The following is a 19,240-nucleotide window of genomic DNA, read 5'->3' as shown; positions in this document are numbered from 1 at the left end:
GAACATTACAAAACGGAAAACATTACTCTTTTATTGTACCACATCCTTTTACTTTGACAAGAAATATTTTCATCTAATACCTCAATTTACCTCAATAGAATAACATTTCATTTGTTTTTTCCGCCATGGCACATTCTTTTCACAGTATTCGCAGCCCCTTCAAAATCACTTGAATTTTTGAACCAGTCCATGCTCTAAAAAGTAAAAATCATGACCATTTCTATTGTTCTTTCAGTAATATTTGATATTCTTGTAGATAGAGAAGAAACTAGAAGGAAAGGGATTTAAGAGAATATGAGAAGCGATAGACATAAACATAAAAAAAAGAAAAGACGCGGTTTAAAAATTTTACTTACCGTTTTAGCCATTCTTTTAGCGGGTGCCGGTGTGTACGCGTACTCCATCTACCATTCTGTGAACAAAGCGGTAGAAAGCATGCATGCACCGATTGCTCATGATCAAGCTAATAAACGTACACATCCGGTGTCGCTGGATAACAAAGATCCGTTTAGCGTCCTGTTATTAGGTGTAGACGAGCGGCAAAACGATACAGGGCGTTCCGATACGATGATTTTAGCCGCCGTCAATCCGAAAAAGCAGTCTGTTCAACTTTTAAGCATTCCACGAGACACGCGAACAGAAATTGTCGGAAAAGGAACGGAAGATAAAATCAATCATGCCTATGCTTTTGGCGGTGTACCGATGTCGATTGCAACAGTGGAAAAATTTTTGGATATTCCGATCGACTATTACATTAAAGTCAATATGGAAGGATTTAAAGATATTGTCGATGCAGTGGACGGAGTAACGGTACAAAACGATTTGGATTTTACTTATGAAGGAGAACATTTTCCGAAAGGTACATTGCATTTAAACGGCGAACAAGCTTTAAAATATTCTCGCATGCGTTATGATGATCCTCGCGGAGACTTTGGAAGGCAGCTTCGTCAAAGACAAATCCTTGAAGGAATTCTCGCAAAAGGGATTGATTTCTCTTCCTTATGGAAATATGGTGATATTTTAAACGCTTTACAAAAAAATGTAAAAACCAATTTAACAATGGATGATATGATGAAAATCCAAAAAAATTACAAAGCAGCCCGAAATCATATTCAGCAAAACGAAATAAAAGGAGAAGGTACCAAAATAAACGGTGTATACTACTATATCGTTTCCGATTCAGAAAAACAGCGCCTTTCCCAAATATTTAAAGACCAATTAAACCTAAATTAATGGATTGGAATCCATCATTCCCATCAAAGAACCACTCACTATTAAAGACCCCTAGCAGGAAACATCCGTCCGATGCACAACATTTCCTGTTAGGGGTCTCTCGTACTCTACACAATCATAGGTTCAAAACTTCCTTTATTTGGACCATTTTCTTTTATAGATCATTTTGTCCATACATTTTTCCATAGTCCTGAATCGCGACTTCATTAAAAAGCCTGACCCATTCACCTAAAGGGCAGGATCCCATTCATGGAACTCCCTTCTACACAAGGTTTTAAAGGGTCAGGCTTATTCCTAATTAATAAAATCTCTTGAAGCTGTCGAAGTGGCTTTGATAATAGGAATTGCTCAAGCTGCTGATTTGAACTTGATCTCCTCCGGCATGAATAAATTGATTGTTTCCAATGTAGATCCCCATATGAGAGACGCCTTGTTTGTATGTATTATCGAAAAAGACAAGATCACCAGGTTGTGGATTGGAGACATAGTAGGAACGGCTGTAGTATCCTTCCGCACTGGTTCGTGGGATGCTTTTTCCGACTTTGTTAAATACATAGTAGACAAACCCGCTGCAATCAAATCCTACCGATGGAGAAGAACTTCCGAAAACATACGGGACGCCAATATATTTTTTTGCTTCCGCAACCACTGCGGTATTGACGTTGCTTCCAGTTTGCTCTATGGAACTGCTATTTGCCGCGCCGCTAGGAATGATCAGTTTTTGGCCAACGTAAATGGTGTCAGAAGAAAGGTGATTGGCTGATTTTATTGCTGAAACGCTTGTACCATATTTAGAAGCTATTTTGGTTAGTGTGTCGCCTTTAACAACGGTATAGGTTTTAGAACCTGAAGAGGAATTGGAGTTGGTTGTTCCGGAAGATTGAGCTCCCGAGCTTGAACTAGCTGCAGCAGAAGCTTTCACTTTTAAAACCTGTCCTGGATAAATGGTATCAGAACTCAAACCGTTCCAGCTTTTCAAATTTTGGACGGTAGTCCCATAAGCTCTTGCAATTTTGGAAAGTGTATCTCCAGATTTCACGGTGTATGTAGCGGTGCCAGAGGATGTGCTGGACGAGCTGGTGCTGACAGATTGCGTTGAACCCTTCCCGTCATCAATTTTTAAAACTTGAGAAACGTAAATCGTATTTGTAGACAAATGGTTTAAGTTTTTAATAGAATCAATCGTTGTATTATATTTTTTTGAAATGCTGTATAATGTATCTCCGGATCGAACTTGATAATTGATAATAGCTGCTTCACTCTTTGAAGCAAATCCTGCTGAGATAATCGCTGCTGTGGACAAAGTAAATAATGCTTTTCTCATTTTGAGCCTCCCTAATTGAATATTCACGTTTAATATCGGTTTTTTCAGTGTCATATTAACAGATTAATAGTTGAAAATTTTTTAATTCTGTGTAAAATTGTAGAATAAAATGATCTACACTTCTGTTTCGATATGTTTTCGTCATTTCCTTTTGGATATTTCATACATTTCGTCGAATATTCTTAACAACACACAGCAATATACTATCATAGAGCGACAAAAATCAAAAGGTAAAAAGGACATATTTATCCAAATCTACTAAAAATAGATCATATTTTTGTATAATATTGGTAATTATTATTACTTTTTTTCTGTATGATCAACATAAATTGGAGAATATGTTATCTTATGGCGTTCACGTAATGCTAATTTCGTGTCGCTAAAGGGATCTCTTTATCAGTCTATAGTATGTAGTAAAACACACTTTTTAAGACTTTATATCTACTGTTGTTCCTTCTTAAAAGGATGGTATGCAAAATGATATTCCTAAAAAAAGAGGCTGACCCAAAAGGTCGATAAAATCGACTTTTTAGGGCTCAGCCTTTTTCTTTAGAATGATTTATTGGATATTATTGGTTGTAATTCGTGCACAGAAGATCATTCCCCTGTTTTATTCCCTCACTTTTTGTTGTTTTTCAGTGTATGTTGCCCACTTTTTCAAATTGTGGGCAACACAAATAAGACCCCATTCCACCGTTGTTTTGGAAAGGCCTCTTAATGTAAATCGTTGGAAGTGGCTGTTGTGCTTAATTTGAGCAAATACTGGCTCCACTTCTATTTTTCGTTGTCTATACTTCTTTTTCGCTTCCTCCGAGGTTAATCTTTCACGGACTTCTTGGCGCTGCTTCTGATTCTTCATGGAAACACTGATGCTTTTTGTGTTCTTTCCTTTTGCACAAGAAGATTGAAAAGGGCATCCATAGCAGTCTGTGCACATGTAAGTTCGTTTCACCGATTCATACCCATTTTCTGATTTCCGTTTTCTTTCGTAACTAAAGGTAAGTCGTTTATTATTTGCACAGATCCATTCGTCTAATTCCTCGTCATAAGTCATGTTCTCCAATTTACCGATTTGATTTTTCCAAGCTTTTGTTTGTTCCTTATCGAATGTGTTGTATTTAACCAGTGCTTCCATTTCTTCCTTTTCACAATAATCATAGTTTTCTTCGCTACCATAACCAGAATCGGCAATGAGTGTCTTTGGTTTTGGCCGATTATACTTTTTCATTAATTCAAAGTGAGGAATTAGGCAGCCGGGATCTCCGGCACGTTGATGTAGACTGAACCCTGTGATAAATTGTCCTTCCGTTCCGATTTGTACATTGTAACCAGCCTTTAATTGACCGTTCTTCATGTGGTCTTCTTTCATGCGCATGAAAGTGGCATCTTTATCCGTTTTTGAATAGCTGTTTCGGTCGCCAAATGTTGCTTTTTGTTCTTCATATTTTTGCTTTCTGGGCAAAAGATCCTTTTCCAATTGTCGTTTTGCTTTTTTCAGGGTTCGATTTGTAGGTTCCTGTTCTAATTTTTTCTCTACCTTTTTGATGGTCTCTTGGATTTTCTCGGAGGTAACAGGAGCTGCCTCCAATTTTTCTTGAAAATCCATTTCTTTTTCAGCTTGCTCATCTTCTTTCATTACTTCCTCAATCGATAAGACGATCTGTTTGTATTTCTCATCCAGCTTTGTATCGAACTTTTCTGTCGCCTTCCTCCAAACAAAAGTATATCGATTAGCGTTAGCTTCAATTTTCGTTCCATCAAAATAATAATCTTCAAGCTTTACTAACCCCTCCTGGCATAAAAGATCCACAATTCCGAAGAAGGTTTCATAAATGACATCCTTCATACGATTGGAGCGAAATCGATTGATTGTACGAAAATCAGGTTTTTGGTTTCCCGAAAGCCACATAAAATAAATGTTTTCTCCCAGTTGTTTAGCAATTTGCCGGGAAGAATAAATTCGATTGACGTAGGCATAAAGGATAATTTTTAACATCATTTTGGGATGGTAAGGCGGGCGGCCGCCACCAGGATGAAGAGAAAGAAGGATGTTTGGATTCATCTTTTCTACTGCCAAATCCACAATTCGGCAAAGATGATGTTCGGGGATTAGAACTTCTATATCCATTGGTAGAACTAATTGTCCTGTCGTGGTATAATTTATGTACATGAGCATTTTGCAAAATTAGATTTTTTGGATAAAAGTATAAAAAATAAAGCACTCGACAAATAGCTACCAGCTTGTTATTTTACAAAATATTACAATAATCTTGTTTTCGGGCATGCCTACAGAATTTTTCACATTGAATTTTTTTTAAGCGGCTTTCTTCCCTTTATTTTCCTTTGCCATCGCTAGCGCTGAAACAAGTAATACAATAGCGTTCAGGTAAATATGGGTCTTTACTTTTTCAATTCCCCATACATGTAGGGAGTTCGCCGTAAGGTAGCTTTTCATTCTTGAATTACAGCGTTCTACACTTGTCCTCTCGTTGTAAAGCTCTTTCCAACGTTTTGTATCACGGTGCGGATTGGAATATCGGCGCACATCCTTTTTGATGTCGACTTTTACCACCATTCCATAGTTGGAAGATGAACAGGCTGCCATTCCTAATGGGCAATCCACTTTGCCGGTTGCGTGAGGACATCTGAACTTGAGCTGGTCCTTATCAGCTCCCCAATAAGTCATTTCATAACCCATGGAACAACGCGGAGTTCCATTGGAAGAAATCCCTTCAGGAGGCTCTTTTTCGTTGCGCAAATTGAGCGGGATAATGGCTTGCGCTCCAATGTTTTTGGCTGATTCATAGTTTTTTAGTTGGTCATATCCGCCATCCATGATCAGAAATTCAATTTTGGATTTGGTACGCTCTGCCACTTGCTCTATTAATTCTGGTGCGACTTCTCCATCGTTCACATGGGCAGGGGTTACTTTTATGGCCATTGGCAGTTCGCTTGCGGTATCGACTGAAAGATGCATCTTATAGCCAAACCAGGTAATTTTATTGCCGAAGGAATCATATTTTGCGCCCCAATTGGCATTACCCGTTTGTTCACTACGCTTTTTGGGCTGTTTCTTTTCATAGGCATCAATGGCGGCACTGTCGATGGCCTGGTGGCTGCCGTCAATTATTCCTTCCTCCTGAGCTAACTGTACCAAGTCAAGGAAGATCTTTTCAGCCAGCTTTTTTTTGGTAAGTGCCGCAAAAACCCGGCTGAGAGTGGAGATAGACGGTGCGGGGCGATCAATCGATAAACCGCATTGATAACGGAAACGAAGGTCTTTATCCAATCGATGATGAAGGGCGGTAAAGGTGTCGATGCCTTCGAGTGGGGCAGCGATGAGAGCCCTTAGAATCCCTTCTCTGGAATGACCGTCAGCCCCTCGGGGTGAAGAACTTCTCAACTGTTTAGCATAAGGGCGTAAATCAAGCGAGCTAAAAAAGATAGGTAATTTCTCTTTTGACTCTAATTTTTGCAGTTCTTCAAAGGAAAATAGGCTTTCTTGTAGAATATACAAAGTGACTTCCTCCTTTTGAATTTTTGTGGTTTCGTCACTTCAAAAATTCTACATTTTAGGGGTGAAGTCCTTTTTTGTGTCTTTGAAATCCTTATGGCTCTTGGGTCAAAAAATATGCAAAATGCTCACATAAGAAAATCGTTCCTTTCCGGTAGATTGGTTGTAGTGACTAAATTATGCCAAAAAAGAACGATTTTCTTTATTTTTTTGTACAGAGTTTCAAGATTAATTTTTCACTCTGTTGATTGGAGTGGAAGGCGCGAAGACTCCTGCGGGAGTACGGGACAGGGGAGACCCCGCAGGAGCGTAAGCGACGAGGAGGCTCCCCGGCACGCCCGCGGAAAGCGAAGCGCCTGGAACGGAAATCAACAGACCAGGTTCAAAGAACCATTCACAAAAAATAGGTGTCCCTAAAAGCTATACTTTTGGGACACCCTCTTTTCTTCTTTACTGTAGATGAGCAAATTCGCTAACATAAATTTACAACCAAACAAAAAAGAAGACATGAACCCGATTCCTTGGTTAGAATAGATGTGCCACAACTACTCACAAGGGGGTTCATGTCTCATGAATAGATTAGCACATCACCTAGGAATCCACAAGTTTTTGACGATGTTGGGGTTGGCACTTTATTTCTCAAAACCTGTCATGAAGCATCTCGTTCATATCGTGGATGCGATGATTACAAAGGGCTTTTCGGGAACACTGACCGATCTACATCACGGGAGTTTTCATCCGAACCATCGCACGACACTCAGCCATTTTTTCACGAAAAGCCCATGGGAAGAAGAGACGTTGCTTCGCAAACTCCAGCAGTGGGTGCTTCATCGTGTCGAACGCAGCTCGAAACGAGAGAATCAACCCATTTTTGTTTCGATCGATGATACGATTTGCCAAAAAACGAAGCCCTCGTCACGGGCAACACACGCCATTCAAGGGTGTGATTGGCACTATTCTCACGCAGAGAAAAAGTCGATCTGGGGACATTCTCTCGTTTGGCTCATGGTTCATACGATGACCCAAGCGTTTCCTTTTGCCTTTCGCCTCTACGACAAGACGGCGGGGAAAAGCAAAGGGGAACTCGCGATCGAGATGCTTTCTTCGTTGGATGTGAGTCGACCCGTTTATGTGCTCATGGACTCTTGGTATCCATCGAAAACCCTCGTGGGAGCCTGCTTGAAAAAAGGGTTCCACGTCATCGCGATGCTCAAGACGAATCGGATTCTCTATCCAAAAGGGACGGCCATTCAAGCAAAGGAATTTGCCAAATCTATGGAGCCACGGGATACCCGCCTCGTCACGGTGGGAAAAGAGCGTTATCGGGTGTATCGCTACGAAGGTGCTCTGAACGGTCTCAAGGATGCCGTGGTGCTGCTCGCATGGAAAGCCGATCAGCCGATGACACCGAAACATCTTCATTGCGTCTTGAGCACCGATCGCGAGCTAAGCGATGAAGACATCTTGTGCTACTATGCCGAGCGTTGGTCGATCGAATGTTTTTTCCGTCAAGCGAAAGACCAGCTGAAACTCGATGGATACCGCGTTCGCGGGCGTCGGGCGGTGAAACGGTATTGGATCTTGGTGCAACTTGCGTATGTGTACAGCATGTTCGAGTCGAACAGTGATGTTTCGGATGGGCTCGATCTCCTGCGCAAGAGAAAAGGACATAGCCTCGTGGAGTTCATTTATCGTGCAGCAAAACAAAATATTCCCATTGATGCCGTGAAAAAACAGCTCCACGTGGCATAAGGGGTACCCCGTTTGTCTCTTTTTCGTATGGTAATCATTGTTAATAAAAATGCTCATCTACAGTTCTTTATAGAGGGTTCATTTGCTCCCATTGAAGAAAGATATTTTTGGATAATTGAACAACGGAACTGCTGCCGCCTCTGGAATTGACTCCTTCCATTAAAATGGCGAGAACCATATTCGGTTTGTTTTGGTCATAGGCAACGAAAATACCATTCTCTTTTCCCGATTGTCCAAAATTGGATTTTAATTCAGCCGTTCCGGTCTTTCCTGCCAGTTTTAAAGACGGATGATTCGCTTTTTTTGCCGTTCCTTTTTCTACGATAAGCCTCAGATCCTTCTGCAGAATTTTTGCATCTTTTTGAGAGATCAAGTCCTTTTTCCATACTTGCGGTTTTTCATCGCTATACAAAATCGGCTTCATCATTGTGCCTTGATTGACAATGCCTCCGTACATGGAAGCCAAATGAAGCATGCTGACTAACAATTCACCTTGACCGTATCCGGAGTCGCTTAATAGCCTTTCCTTGTCAAAATGGCCACTGTTCGATATCTGCGAAGAGCGGATAGGAAAAGCAAACGGCAACCTGGTTTCAAATCCAAAATTCTTCAAACCATTTTCCATATCTTGCTTTCCAATTTCTAAAGCCGTTTGGGCGAAATAAATGTTATCCGAATAAACAAGGGCACTTTCCAAATTGATCGGTTTCCCCGGGTCTGTCACTCGAGTCACGTGATAATTCCCCCATGAAGCATCTTTTTGCCATTTGAGCCCTTTAATATTGCGCGCTTTAAACGGATCCAGCTTTCCTGTTTTCAGCCCAATCGCCGCTGTAATCGGCTTGATAGAGGAACCGGGAGCATAAGTAGCTGCAAACCGATTCAAAAAAGGCTTGGCCGGATCATTTTGCATCTGTTGATAACGGCTCTCAGACAATCCTGTAATAAAGTCATTTGGATCAAAGGCCGGCGAACTTACAAGGGCAAGAACCTTCCCGGTTTTAGGATCAATAGCCGCAGCGGTCCCCGGTTGTCCGTTCATTTGGTTGTATATGACTTTTTGCAATTCGGCGTCTATCGTCAATTTTACGGATTTGCCGTTCTTTGCTTTCGTTTCGGCGAGAACAACCTGATTGCCATCCGATTTATCAATCACTATTTTTTGGCCGTTTGTCGCTCGCAGTTTGTCTTCAAGCAGCTCCTCCAAGCCACGCTTTCCTATCCAATCGCCTTCCTTATATCCTATTTTCTTTTGCTTTGCTAATTCCTCCTTTGTGATGGTGCCAACATACCCGGTTAAATGGGCCAAAGCTTGATGATAAGGATATTCTCGAATAAGCTTCTCATTAGCCAGCACGCCCGGAATACTCAACAATTGATTGATATTTCCATCATCATATAAAACATCTTTCAGCGGCACAAAATAATCGGGTTTCACCCAACTTTGGCTTAACTGTTGATCGATGTAATGGACAGAAACCCCAAGCAAATGAGCAAGCTTACTTTTTTTTCCGGCATCATGACCAAATTGTTTAGGAATAATCCCTACCTCATAACCTTTAGAATTAATGGCTAAGGCATTGCCATTTCGGTCAAATATTTCGCCGCGTTTTCCCTCGACGGTTTCAATCCGGACTTTGTCTCCTCTTCCAAGCTCAGGGAAAATATAGGTTGTATTCCAATCGACGTACCAATTCTTTTTTCCTTCTTTTTCTTCCAGTTTCAAATGGACATTCTTTTTAAAATGAATCGGACCGGCAGCAGTATCCATTTTTACGTCAATCGGCAGTTCTGCCCGGTCAGCATCTTTCCAATCCTTTTCTTTTGCTGATAACACAGTCACTTTTAAATGCTTCACGTCTAGATCCCTATAAATCGTTTTATACCGATCTGCGAAATCCACTATTTTATATTTTTTTTGAGAGGAAGACGTTAAATAATCATGGTACATTTGGCTGAATTTCTGATCATTCCATAGCTTGACATAATCAGCTAACCGTTCTTCCGGACTCGGTGTTTTCTCGCATGCAGCCATGGAAAGAACGAATAACAGCACAAAAAAAACGGGCGTCAGATTTCGAAAGCGTTTCAATTTAATCCCCCCCTTCGTCCCATTTCATTATATCAAAATCTGGAACTAGGAAAAAAAGCGAGGCGTCTTTCAGCCTCGCTTTAAATTTAAATATTCGTGTTCAAAGACAATGGTGTCATGATCGGGTGAATATCTGCTTTCGTCTAAAGAAATAATTGATTTTTTGCTTTAAACACTAATCATCCCTTTTCGTGACCATTATGTACATCATACGAAACGTCTTGTCTGTTTGGCAGCCAAAAGGAATGATAGAATTGGATGGACGAATAAATCCATGCTTGTGTTTCGAACTGAATGGAAAAGTCATTTGAAGAAATTTGTTGTTTCTTTTTAAATTTTTGCATCGTTCCGGGTTATCAAATTTAAAGATAAATAAATAGAACTTGATAAACGGTGAGGTTCTTTCTGAGAAGCACGGCGCTGGAATTTGGTTTTTCTTTGAAGGCAATGCTTTTGGTGAGGAAGATACGCGATAAAATAGAAAACTTCTCCAATTTTCAACAAAAAACTGGTTAATACCTTTTCTACTACTCTTTCCGGGACCCACTGTTCATTTAAGTTTGATAGTTTGATGAGCCTTTTATTTAAATAAATCTCCATTTTGAATGTCCACTCATCCAATCCCCATCCCACTGTTAACAGAAAGGAATCGTACTCTTCTTGAAGAGGCAATTCAACATAATTCGTGTTATGGATTCGATAAAAAAATTTCTTAGAAGAGTAAATATTGGTGATGACATCGTAAAAACCACATATAGACAATAACTGAACGCAATCCCTATTTTTCTTTTTTCCATTGAAAATAAGAAAAGATTGCTCCTTTTCCACTCGATCTCGCCCCCTCCCATTTAAAATATTTGAGAAATAAGTCTTTTGTAATAGATATATTTTCCTTCATTCCCATCATATAGGAAAAACATGTCGAAGCAGCTCGTTATTCTTTAATGGAATGGATTTTATAATTTCAATTCGGAAACTATTTGTTCTTTTTACAGAAAAATCGCTATCTTAATAATCAATCATGGTAAAACTTTCATAGGTGGGTCTTTATGCATTTTCACGAAAAATTAAAGAAATATAGAGAAGAAATTTTACAACTTCCCCAAAAGGAAGTAGCCTTTCGTTTAAAGCTTTCGCAATCCGCTTTGTCCAAGTATGAAAATGGTCGAGCTCAAATTACCGCGGACATGCTGAAAGATTTTAAAGCCGCTTACGAAATCCCTTCTGATCTTTTCGCAGAAATGCTTTTTGAATCCTCAGACTTATACTCTTCCACTACTCCAGAAGTTTTGCGGGAAAAATTAAAAGAAGCAGAACTTCAGCGCGTAGAAAAAATGGTAGAAGAATACCCGGAGATCAAAAAAATGATTACCAACCTTTCTTACTTGCCAAAGGCAGAATCCAGAAAAAAAGTTAAAGTACTTTTCAGAATTTTTGAGGCGATTAAAGATTTAAAGTAAGAGCCTTTAAAAAAGACGGTTTGTCCGTCTTTTTTTGCTATTCGGAAACATTCTCGATTTCATGACAGTCTTTTTCTTTTTCGATATAATTTTTTCAGAGTATGCTAGGAAGGTTGGATTCTTTTGAAACCACAAACTTGGTTGTCGATTAATTTTTTCTTGTTCTTTTTTACTTGGGGAGTATTTATTCCTTATTGGAATACTTGGCTGATTAATGAAAAAGGGCTTTCTATTCAAGCCGCCGGTACGATCATTGCGGTCGGATTATTGATCCGCGCATTTAGTACATTTTTTGTATTCCCATTTTTAAGCAAGAAAATGGCGATCGGTCATGAAATGAAAATGATTTCCTTGCTTTCCGCACTAATCCTTTTATTATTTTTGCCGTTCCACTCTTTCCGATGGATTTTGGCGGCCATGATTTTATTCAGTTTTGTCTATCCCATGATGTTGGCAATTTCCGAAAGCCTAGGATCGATCATGATGAAGACAGATCAAATTCAATACGGAATCAGCCGATCTTTCGGCTCCATCGGCTATGCGACCGCACTAGTAGCCGTCGGAGCAATTTTGTCTTTTTACAGTGAGAGTTCTATTTTTTGGACCATGTTTGCCAGTTGTTGTCTTATGACCATTGCGGCTCATGTCCAAACGCCGAAATCGCTTATGGCCAAGCACCAAGAACAGTCGGTTTCCTATCGTCCTCTGTTTCAATCCAAACGGTTTATGGCGGCGATGGTAGTATGTATCCTCATTCAAGGAGCCCACGCCTCTTACTATAATTACGGATTTATTTATTTACAAAAATTGAATGCCGGAGATTTTTGGAGTGGCATGATTTTAAACTTGGCCGTCCTTGCTGAAACATTGTTCTTTATGACGGCGGATCGCATTTTTCAAAAAGTCTCCACTTCTCGCATGTTTGCCATTTCCGCGGCGGCTTCGATCGTACGCTGGGGGCTCGTCTATCTTGTACCAACAGTATGGATGTTTATTTTCACCCAGTTTCTGCATTCTCTTACATTTGCACTTGCCCATTACGCATTTATACGCTTTCTTAATGAGGAATTAGACAATCGACTCATTCCGGCGGCTCAAGGCATCTATGCCTCTCTAGCTATGGGGCTAAGCATCAGCGTCTTCACTTTTCTGGGAAGCTATCTCTACTCCAAGTCGGCTGGGTTGGCGTTTGCCGGAATGGCAGCAGCGGTCATACCTTCTCTCTTTATCGCACTGATGATGAACCGAAAATTCGAAATGCATCCCGTGAAAGAATAAAACATTAATTGTGAAATCAATAAAGTATTAAGCCCCCCGGCTCGATTTTACGTTTCCAATGGAATTTTGAAAGCAGCCTATTTGAAGTTTCGTTTTTCATCTAAAAGGCTGCTTTTACAGGTTCTGTTTCGATCAAAAGGATTCCATAAAAAAACTCGTCCTTTCGCCACTCTCAATAGTTAGCCAACCTAAACCTTGTGGCTATCCATTGAGAATCCAAAAAGGACGAGTATTCTCATTCATTTATCCATATACAAACAGCGTGACTGGTCTTTTTCATTCTGCTTCAAAATCTACTCTTTTACTACAATAGAACACATATGCCAACAGGAAAATCAATTCATCTATCAAGGGTGTCATCTCAAATGATTTCGAAGGAGGGCATGGTTCCTCCCCCCAATTTAAGTTCCTTATTATTTAAGTACTTTTACTGTTACCGTTCTAACTCCCCAATTACGAGCTTGTTGCTCATTTGGAACGAAAACGTCGATTCTGTTTCCGTTAATGCTTCCACCAGTGTCCCCGGCAATCGCTTCACCATATCCTTCAACATATACTTTTGTTCCTAATGGAATGACGCTCGGATCAACCGCAATTACTTTCGCATTCGGATTGGCTTTTAAGTTCATTCCCGTTGCTGTTACACCGGAGCAACCACCGCAATTAGCTGTATAAGCTGTGGCCGTCATCGTAAAAGTTTCTCCTTGAGCAGCATTGTCTGGTTGTGTATTAGACTGCTGTGCCGGCTGAGATTGAACTTGCTGAGCTGGTTGTTGAGATTTTTGTACCGGTTGTTGAGATTTTTGTACCGGTTGTTGAGCATTTTGTGCCGGCTGTTCAGATTGCTGTACAGACTGGCTTGGTTGTGCCGTTGTATTTTGCTGTTGAACAGCTGCTGTTGTCGCTTTTGTTTCAGTTTGACCGGTTTGATTAGCTTGTTGATTTTGAACAGGTTGCTGTGCAGCCTGACTTTGAACAGGTTGTTGTACCGATTTATTCTCAACAGTCTGCTGAACTGCTTTTGAACCGTTTAGTACAATGCGATCTCCCGGGAAAATAAGATCAGAGTTTAATTGATTGATTGATTTTAAAGTTTGGACAGACATACCGTAAGCTTTGGCGATTTTGCTTAATGTATCTCCTTTTTGAACTGTATAATACTCAGGTATATCCGAAGTAGTTAGGACTTGATTTGGGAAGATTAAATCAGAGGAAAGGTGATTCATTTCCTTTAACTTATCTACAGTAGTATGATGTTCACGTGCAATCTTCCATAATGTGTCTCCTCGCTCCACCTTGTACGAAGCAGCAGATGCATCGGCAACAAAAGCACCTGATAACATCGTTGCGGCTGCTAGAGCAATTACAGATTTTTTCACGTAATTAACCTCCTTTATTCACTGACGAGGTTCATTTTAACATGAAAAACAGCACTGTGATTTTAAAAACCGATTACGTTTCCTTGCCATTATGTTACGCGATCATTTCACTTCCCCTTTTTCCCCTTTCTTTGTAACATTCATGTAATGATTATGGATTGATATAACTTAGATGCTGTAGTTGAGCAATTTTAATTACAATAATTACCATGTAAAAGAGACAAACAGGGTACCCCTTATGCCACGTGGAGCTGTTTTTTCACGGTATCAATGGGAATATTTTGTTTCGCTGCACGGTAAATGAACTCCACGAGGCTATGTCCTTTTCTCTTGCGCAGAAGATCGAGCCCATCAGAAAAATCGCTGTTCGACTCGAACATGCTGTACACGTAAGCAAGCTGCACCAAGATCCAGTAGCGTTTCACCGCCCGACGTCCGCGAACGCGGTATCCATCGAGTTTCAGCTGGTCTTTCGCTTGACGGAAAAAACATTCGATCGACCAACGCTGGGCATAGTAGCGCAAGATCTCTTCATCGCTTAGATCCCGGTCGGTGCTCAAGACGCAGTGAAGATGTTCCGATGTCATCGGCTGATCGGCTTTCCAAGCGAGCAGCACCACGGCATCATCGAGACCTTTGAGAGAGCCTTCGTAGCGATAAACCCGATAACGCTCTTCTCCCACCGTGACGAGGTGAGTGTCTTTCGGTTCGATGTAGCGGGCAAACTCCCTCACCTGAACCGCAATGCCTTTTGGATAAAGAAGCCGATTGGCCTTGAGCATTGCGATTACGTGGAATCCCTTTTTCAGACAAGCTTCCACGAGCGTTTGCGATGGATACCAAGAGTCCATCAGCACATAAACAGGACGGTGTACATCCAAAGAAGAAAGCATCTCGATCGCGAGTTCCCCCTTGCTTTTCCCAGCCGCCTTGTCGTAGAGGCGGAACGCAAAGGGAAAAGCCTGGGTCATCGTATGAACCATGAGCCAAACGAGAGAATGTCCCCAGATCGACTTTTTCTCTGTGTGAGAATAGTGCCAATCACACCCTTGAATGGCGTGCGTTGCCTGTGACGAAGGCTTGGTTTTTTGGCAAATCGTATCATCGATCGAAACAAAAAGGGGTTGATTCTCCTGTTTGGCGATGCGTTCGACACGACGAAGCATCCACTGTTGAAGTTTGCGAAGCAGCGTCTCTTCATCCCAAGGGCTTTTCGTGAAAAAATGGCTGAGTGTCGTGCGGTGGTTCGGATGAAAGCTCCAATGATGAAGATCGGTCAATGTTCCCGCAAATCCTTTGGTGGTCAGCGCATCCACGATATGAACGAGATGCTTCATGACAGGTTTTGAAAAATAAAGTGCCAACCCCAACATCGTGAAAAACTTGTGGATTCCTTGATGATGTGCTAATCTATTCATGAGACATGAACCTCCTTGTGAATAGTTTTGGTGACACATCTATTCTAATCAAGGAATCGGGTTCATGTCTCTTTTTTTGTTTGGTTGTAAATTTATGTTAGCGAATTTGCTCATCTATAGTTAGATGGAAAAAGAAGTAATTGGTAATACATGGTCATTCCAAACAGATTAGTAGATGAAATGCCTTTTCTACTTGATAAAAAAATCGAGTAGGAGGGAGCGATTAACTCCCGTCCTCTCACACCACCGTACGTACGGTTCCGTATACGGCGGTTCAATTAAGATCATTGACGCAAGTCTTTATAACTTCCGTGAATAGCTGTTCTCTTTATGCCAGTGGTCACTCCACCCTCCAAGAGGTCTCCCACGGGATTCACCGCTTCCTCCCTCAAGTGAGGTACTACGTTTTCTGTGTTCATCATGACTCACTGAATACCAAGGGCTATTCTCTCTTAATTGTTCGGTCCTTCTTAGTTGTTCTAGACCAACTAATACTATGACCTCTGCTGACTTCTGACGGTTCAGCTACTTATCACTAAGTAGGTTATGAAGAGTACTTCACATATCCGCCAGACCTCCCCGGGTAAGTACATGCACTTTCACACCATCTATCCGCCTCATTTACTCGATATGACCTTCGACAGAAAGAGCTTTGTTTTGTTATGCAAACTCACTCAATCATACCTAGCCTTATATGAGGTTCGTGTTCCTCGGACCGGTGTTTTGCCTCCAGCTTCCTTCAGATTCCGCGTCACCACGGACACCCTTGCTCTTGGCTAACCTCTACTTCTGTCTTCGGGGTTCGGGACTTACGCCCTATAGTTCATGTACATGCCGGGCGCACATAAAAACGTCTGGAATTTTGTTGCTTCCAGACGTTTGAAATTCGATTTTTAATAGGTTTTCTCTGCTGCGTTCACTCCCGTGGGCAGGCGTTCGCCCAACAATTTAGCTCATTTCGTGAGAAGCCAAGATTTCACACGAAATGAGCTAACACGATCAAGATAAACGGAGAAAATTTATTGTAAGATCGTCACCTTCGTTGTCCTTACGCCCCAATTACGTGCACTTTGAAGGGATGGAACAAACACGTCGATTCTATTTCCTTTAATAGCAGATCCTTTATCAGCTGCGATTGCTTGGCCGTATCCTTCCACATATACTTTTGAACCGAGCGGAATAACTTTAGGATCCACTGCAATCACTTTCGCATTCGGATTTTTTTTCAAGTTGATTCCCAACGCTGTAACGCCGGAACATCCTTTGCAAGATGTTGTATAAGCAGTGGCCTTAACGACGATCACTTTCTTTCCCGCAGTAGAGTTTACGGCGGATGTTGTAGACGTATTCTTGGCTGTTGCGGTCGAACTAGATTGAATGATTAATTTCGTTCCTGCAGTAATGTTGTTAGATGTTAGATGGTTCCATTTTTTTATATTGTCGACAGTCGTTTTATAAGTATTGGCAATCTTCCATAATGTATCTCCCTTTTTGACAGTATATGTCGTGCTTGCCGCATTCGAGGAATGAGCAAAGCTGAAACATACTACTGCAGTAAAGAGAGCGGCAATTGCTTTCTTCACACCATAACCTCCTTTTCTATTAACGAGTATCATTCTATCATGACTAAACTACTAGTGATTTTACAGTTCATTATCTTTTTATTACGTAAATGTTTCATTTTCTTAACATGATAGAATAATTGGTTATAATAGTAGAAAGAGGAGGCAGTCACACACAGAGATTATGGTATATTCGTCTGGTATGTGTCTTGCCGTTTCTATATAATAAATAATTGCTGTTATTTATAACCTGTTATGGAGGATGTTGCAACTATGTATCAAGTAAAGCTTTGGAAGGGAGTTTTTAAGACTCGGAATGTGCTTTATGAGCTGGAACAAGCTGAAACCATCCGAGGGTTAAGCAGTCGAATCATCATCTTGCTGGTGATTAGCGTCATTCTATCGGCTGTAAGCAGCTGCCTTGGCATTGGAAGTGAAGACCTTTCGCATCGATTAGCGGATTGGACCGCAAATGAATTGGCTGCAAGAAAAGTCTTTTTTGTTTTAGGAAGCGTATTTTGGGGCATCCTCTTTGTTTTGTTAGTGTTAGTCGTTCCGTCATTGTTATTTTGGGGCTTAATGGAAGTAGACTTCCGCAAAGCACTTGTCTTGCAGCTTTTTGTTCTAACCATTCTGATAGGAGAAAGGGTTATTCTTTTGCCATTTGAGTTTCTATACGGATTGAAATGGTACTATTCTCCTTTCGCATTAGGAACGGCGATTCGCTATTTGACCGATCATTCGATCCTTATTCGCTTTTTTGGAAGTATCTCTCTTTTCCAAATTTGGACATTAATCCTGCAATATCGATTCTTAAAAAGAATGACGGATCATAAACCGCTTTATATTGCGGCTGTGATCGCAGGATTATCTATTGTCTTTTGGGCCTTTACCGCTTTCTTCACTTCCATACATATCGAAAAACTTATTTAAGATAGGAGGGCAGAATCGTGCGAAAAACAACGAGAAATATGATCATCGCCGTTTTGTGTGCTTGTTTAATAGCAGGCAATCTTTACTTGATTTTTAAAAAAGATAGCAAAATCGAGAAAACGCAGTGGATAGACAAATGGGCGAGGGTCAAAATCGGCAATCTGGCTGAAACATTCCATACATCGGGCGTTATTACACCACAAGAGGAATATCCGGTCTATTTCGATCCTTCCATGGGGCAATTCAGCAAGTTTTTAGTAGAAAAAGGGGATAAAGTTTCTCCCGGGACGGAACTCTTTCAATATTCGCCGGCTGAAATAGAAGAAGAACGAGCAAAATGGCTGGCAGAAAAAGAGCAGGCACAAAGAGAAATAGATCTGGTCACGGAGGAAGTGCAAAAATTACAAAACATACAATCTTCTCTAAAAAGCTCTGATCAAACGCCAAGCGCTGCTGAGGTGACAGTCAAAAGTCAAATATTAGAACAGCAAGCGGAAATCGGCAAATTACAAGAAGAAGTGAAAAAGTATGATACTCTTCTCCGTGAACTTGATCAAAGAAAACAACAACTTACTGTAAAAAGTCCTTATGCAGGCTATGTAGAAAAAATCGACGATCGATTAAACAACCCAATCGTAACGATCCGCTCTTTGAAACCGGCCGTTCAAGGGGTATTGAACGAAAAGCAGCGCAAAAAGGTAACAGAAGGATTAAAAGTCAAAGTTTCTGTTGATACAAAGAAAAAACAATATACAGGAAAAATCATAAAAGTAGATTCTTATCCGGAAGATGAACCTTCTGTACATAAAAATAGCTATTATCCTTTTAAAGCCCAATTGTTCAATGTAAAAGATTCAAACGAACCTCTTCTACCCGGTTCAAAAGCAAACATTACCATCATAACGAAAGAATCTTTAAGTACGTTAATGGTGCCATCATCCAGCGTTTTTCAAGATCATAAGAAAAACTACGTACTCGTTCTCAACCGAAAAGGAATCGTAGAAAAACGTGAAATAACGAAGGGGATTCATGTCGGACAAAAACAAGAAATCATTCGAGGTGTAAAACAAGGAGAAGCGGTCCTTCCACATCCAAAGGATATTCAGAAAGTCAACTCTCCTTTTATTACACCGCTTAAATTCACTGATGCTGATAAAAAAGCGATTCAGAACGTACGCAAAAAAGATATGCTCCTGTATTTTATGTTAGGTGTACTTTCCTAAAATGTTGATGAAAGGTTGGCCAAGTTCAAACATGTTATATAGAATGAAAGAAATTATTTTTTCTATATAACA

The 19,240-nt window shown here is 40.6% G+C and carries 14 protein-coding genes; 6 read left to right on the top strand and 8 right to left on the bottom strand.

Translation table 11 applies throughout. The features are described from left to right. The first annotated feature begins 294 nt into the window (after positions 1-294). Positions 295-1,233 carry a polyisoprenyl-teichoic acid--peptidoglycan teichoic acid transferase TagU gene (gene tagU, locus N1I87_RS01840; RefSeq protein ID WP_048622545.1) on the top strand — a complete coding sequence of 313 codons (939 nt, stop codon included), beginning with the start codon at positions 295-297 and terminating at the stop codon, positions 1,231-1,233. 298 nt (positions 1,234-1,531) lie between these two features. On the opposite strand, the gene N1I87_RS01835 is transcribed toward tagU, so the two are convergent. From N1I87_RS01835 to N1I87_RS01825, 3 genes are all read right to left on the bottom strand, one after another. Continuing rightward, positions 1,532-2,557: a C40 family peptidase gene (locus tag N1I87_RS01835; RefSeq protein WP_341100404.1), complete on the bottom strand. Its 1,026-nt coding sequence runs from the start codon at positions 2,555-2,557 to the stop codon at positions 1,532-1,534. Positions 2,558-3,167: 610 nt separating this feature from the next. After that, complete coding sequence (locus N1I87_RS01830; RefSeq protein ID WP_270584763.1) at positions 3,168-4,727, bottom strand: IS1182 family transposase; 1,560 nt, start codon at positions 4,725-4,727, stop codon at positions 3,168-3,170. A gap of 144 nt (positions 4,728-4,871) precedes the next feature. Beyond that, positions 4,872-6,074 (bottom strand): transposase, encoded by a 1,203-nt coding sequence (locus N1I87_RS01825; protein ID WP_063210481.1) that lies wholly within the window; start codon positions 6,072-6,074, stop codon positions 4,872-4,874. A 567-nt stretch (positions 6,075-6,641) separates the two neighbouring features. Here N1I87_RS01825 and N1I87_RS01820 point away from each other — a divergent pair. Then, a complete protein-coding gene (locus N1I87_RS01820; protein WP_003353085.1) occupies positions 6,642-7,823 on the top strand; it encodes an IS701 family transposase in 1,182 nt (393 codons plus the stop codon). A 67-nt stretch (positions 7,824-7,890) separates the two neighbouring features. Here the strand turns inward: N1I87_RS01820 and N1I87_RS01815 are convergent, their stop codons facing one another. Beyond that, a complete protein-coding gene (locus tag N1I87_RS01815) occupies positions 7,891-9,915 on the bottom strand; it encodes a penicillin-binding transpeptidase domain-containing protein (protein WP_341100403.1) in 2,025 nt (674 codons plus the stop codon). 330 nt (positions 9,916-10,245) lie between these two features. Next, positions 10,246-10,743: a hypothetical protein gene (locus N1I87_RS01810; protein ID WP_341028062.1), complete on the bottom strand. Its 498-nt coding sequence runs from the start codon at positions 10,741-10,743 to the stop codon at positions 10,246-10,248. A 221-nt stretch (positions 10,744-10,964) separates the two neighbouring features. On the opposite strand from N1I87_RS01810, the gene N1I87_RS01805 reads away from it, so the two are divergent. After that, positions 10,965-11,375: a helix-turn-helix domain-containing protein gene (locus tag N1I87_RS01805; protein WP_004439606.1), complete on the top strand. Its 411-nt coding sequence runs from the start codon at positions 10,965-10,967 to the stop codon at positions 11,373-11,375. A 123-nt stretch (positions 11,376-11,498) separates the two neighbouring features. Beyond that, a complete protein-coding gene (locus tag N1I87_RS01800) occupies positions 11,499-12,653 on the top strand; it encodes an MFS transporter (RefSeq protein WP_341100401.1) in 1,155 nt (384 codons plus the stop codon). A 413-nt stretch (positions 12,654-13,066) separates the two neighbouring features. Here the strand turns inward: N1I87_RS01800 and N1I87_RS01795 are convergent, their stop codons facing one another. The 3 genes from N1I87_RS01795 to N1I87_RS01785 form a co-directional block, all read right to left on the bottom strand. Continuing rightward, positions 13,067-13,996: a LysM peptidoglycan-binding domain-containing protein gene (locus N1I87_RS01795; RefSeq protein WP_445285705.1), complete on the bottom strand. Its 930-nt coding sequence runs from the start codon at positions 13,994-13,996 to the stop codon at positions 13,067-13,069. A 272-nt stretch (positions 13,997-14,268) separates the two neighbouring features. Next, entirely contained in the window at positions 14,269-15,450 is a 1,182-nt protein-coding gene (locus tag N1I87_RS01790; RefSeq protein ID WP_040037972.1) for an IS701 family transposase, read from the bottom strand. Between the two features lie 1,019 nt (positions 15,451-16,469). Then, a complete protein-coding gene (locus N1I87_RS01785; protein WP_341100398.1) occupies positions 16,470-17,033 on the bottom strand; it encodes a 3D domain-containing protein in 564 nt (187 codons plus the stop codon). Positions 17,034-17,285: 252 nt separating this feature from the next. On the opposite strand from N1I87_RS01785, the gene N1I87_RS01780 reads away from it, so the two are divergent. Then, positions 17,286-17,945: a hypothetical protein gene (locus N1I87_RS01780; protein ID WP_341100396.1), complete on the top strand. Its 660-nt coding sequence runs from the start codon at positions 17,286-17,288 to the stop codon at positions 17,943-17,945. Between the two features lie 17 nt (positions 17,946-17,962). Further along, positions 17,963-19,168, top strand: coding sequence for an efflux RND transporter periplasmic adaptor subunit (locus N1I87_RS01775; RefSeq protein ID WP_341100394.1), 1,206 nt, complete (start codon positions 17,963-17,965; stop codon positions 19,166-19,168). Positions 19,169-19,240 lie beyond the last annotated feature (72 nt).

It is taken from the genome of Bacillus sp. FSL W8-0102 (genome assembly GCF_038007225.1).
In the GTDB taxonomy this organism is placed as follows: Bacteria; Bacillota; Bacilli; order Bacillales; family DSM-4216; genus Bacillus_O; species Bacillus_O smithii.
This window is presented reverse-complemented; position numbering and strand designations above follow the sequence as displayed.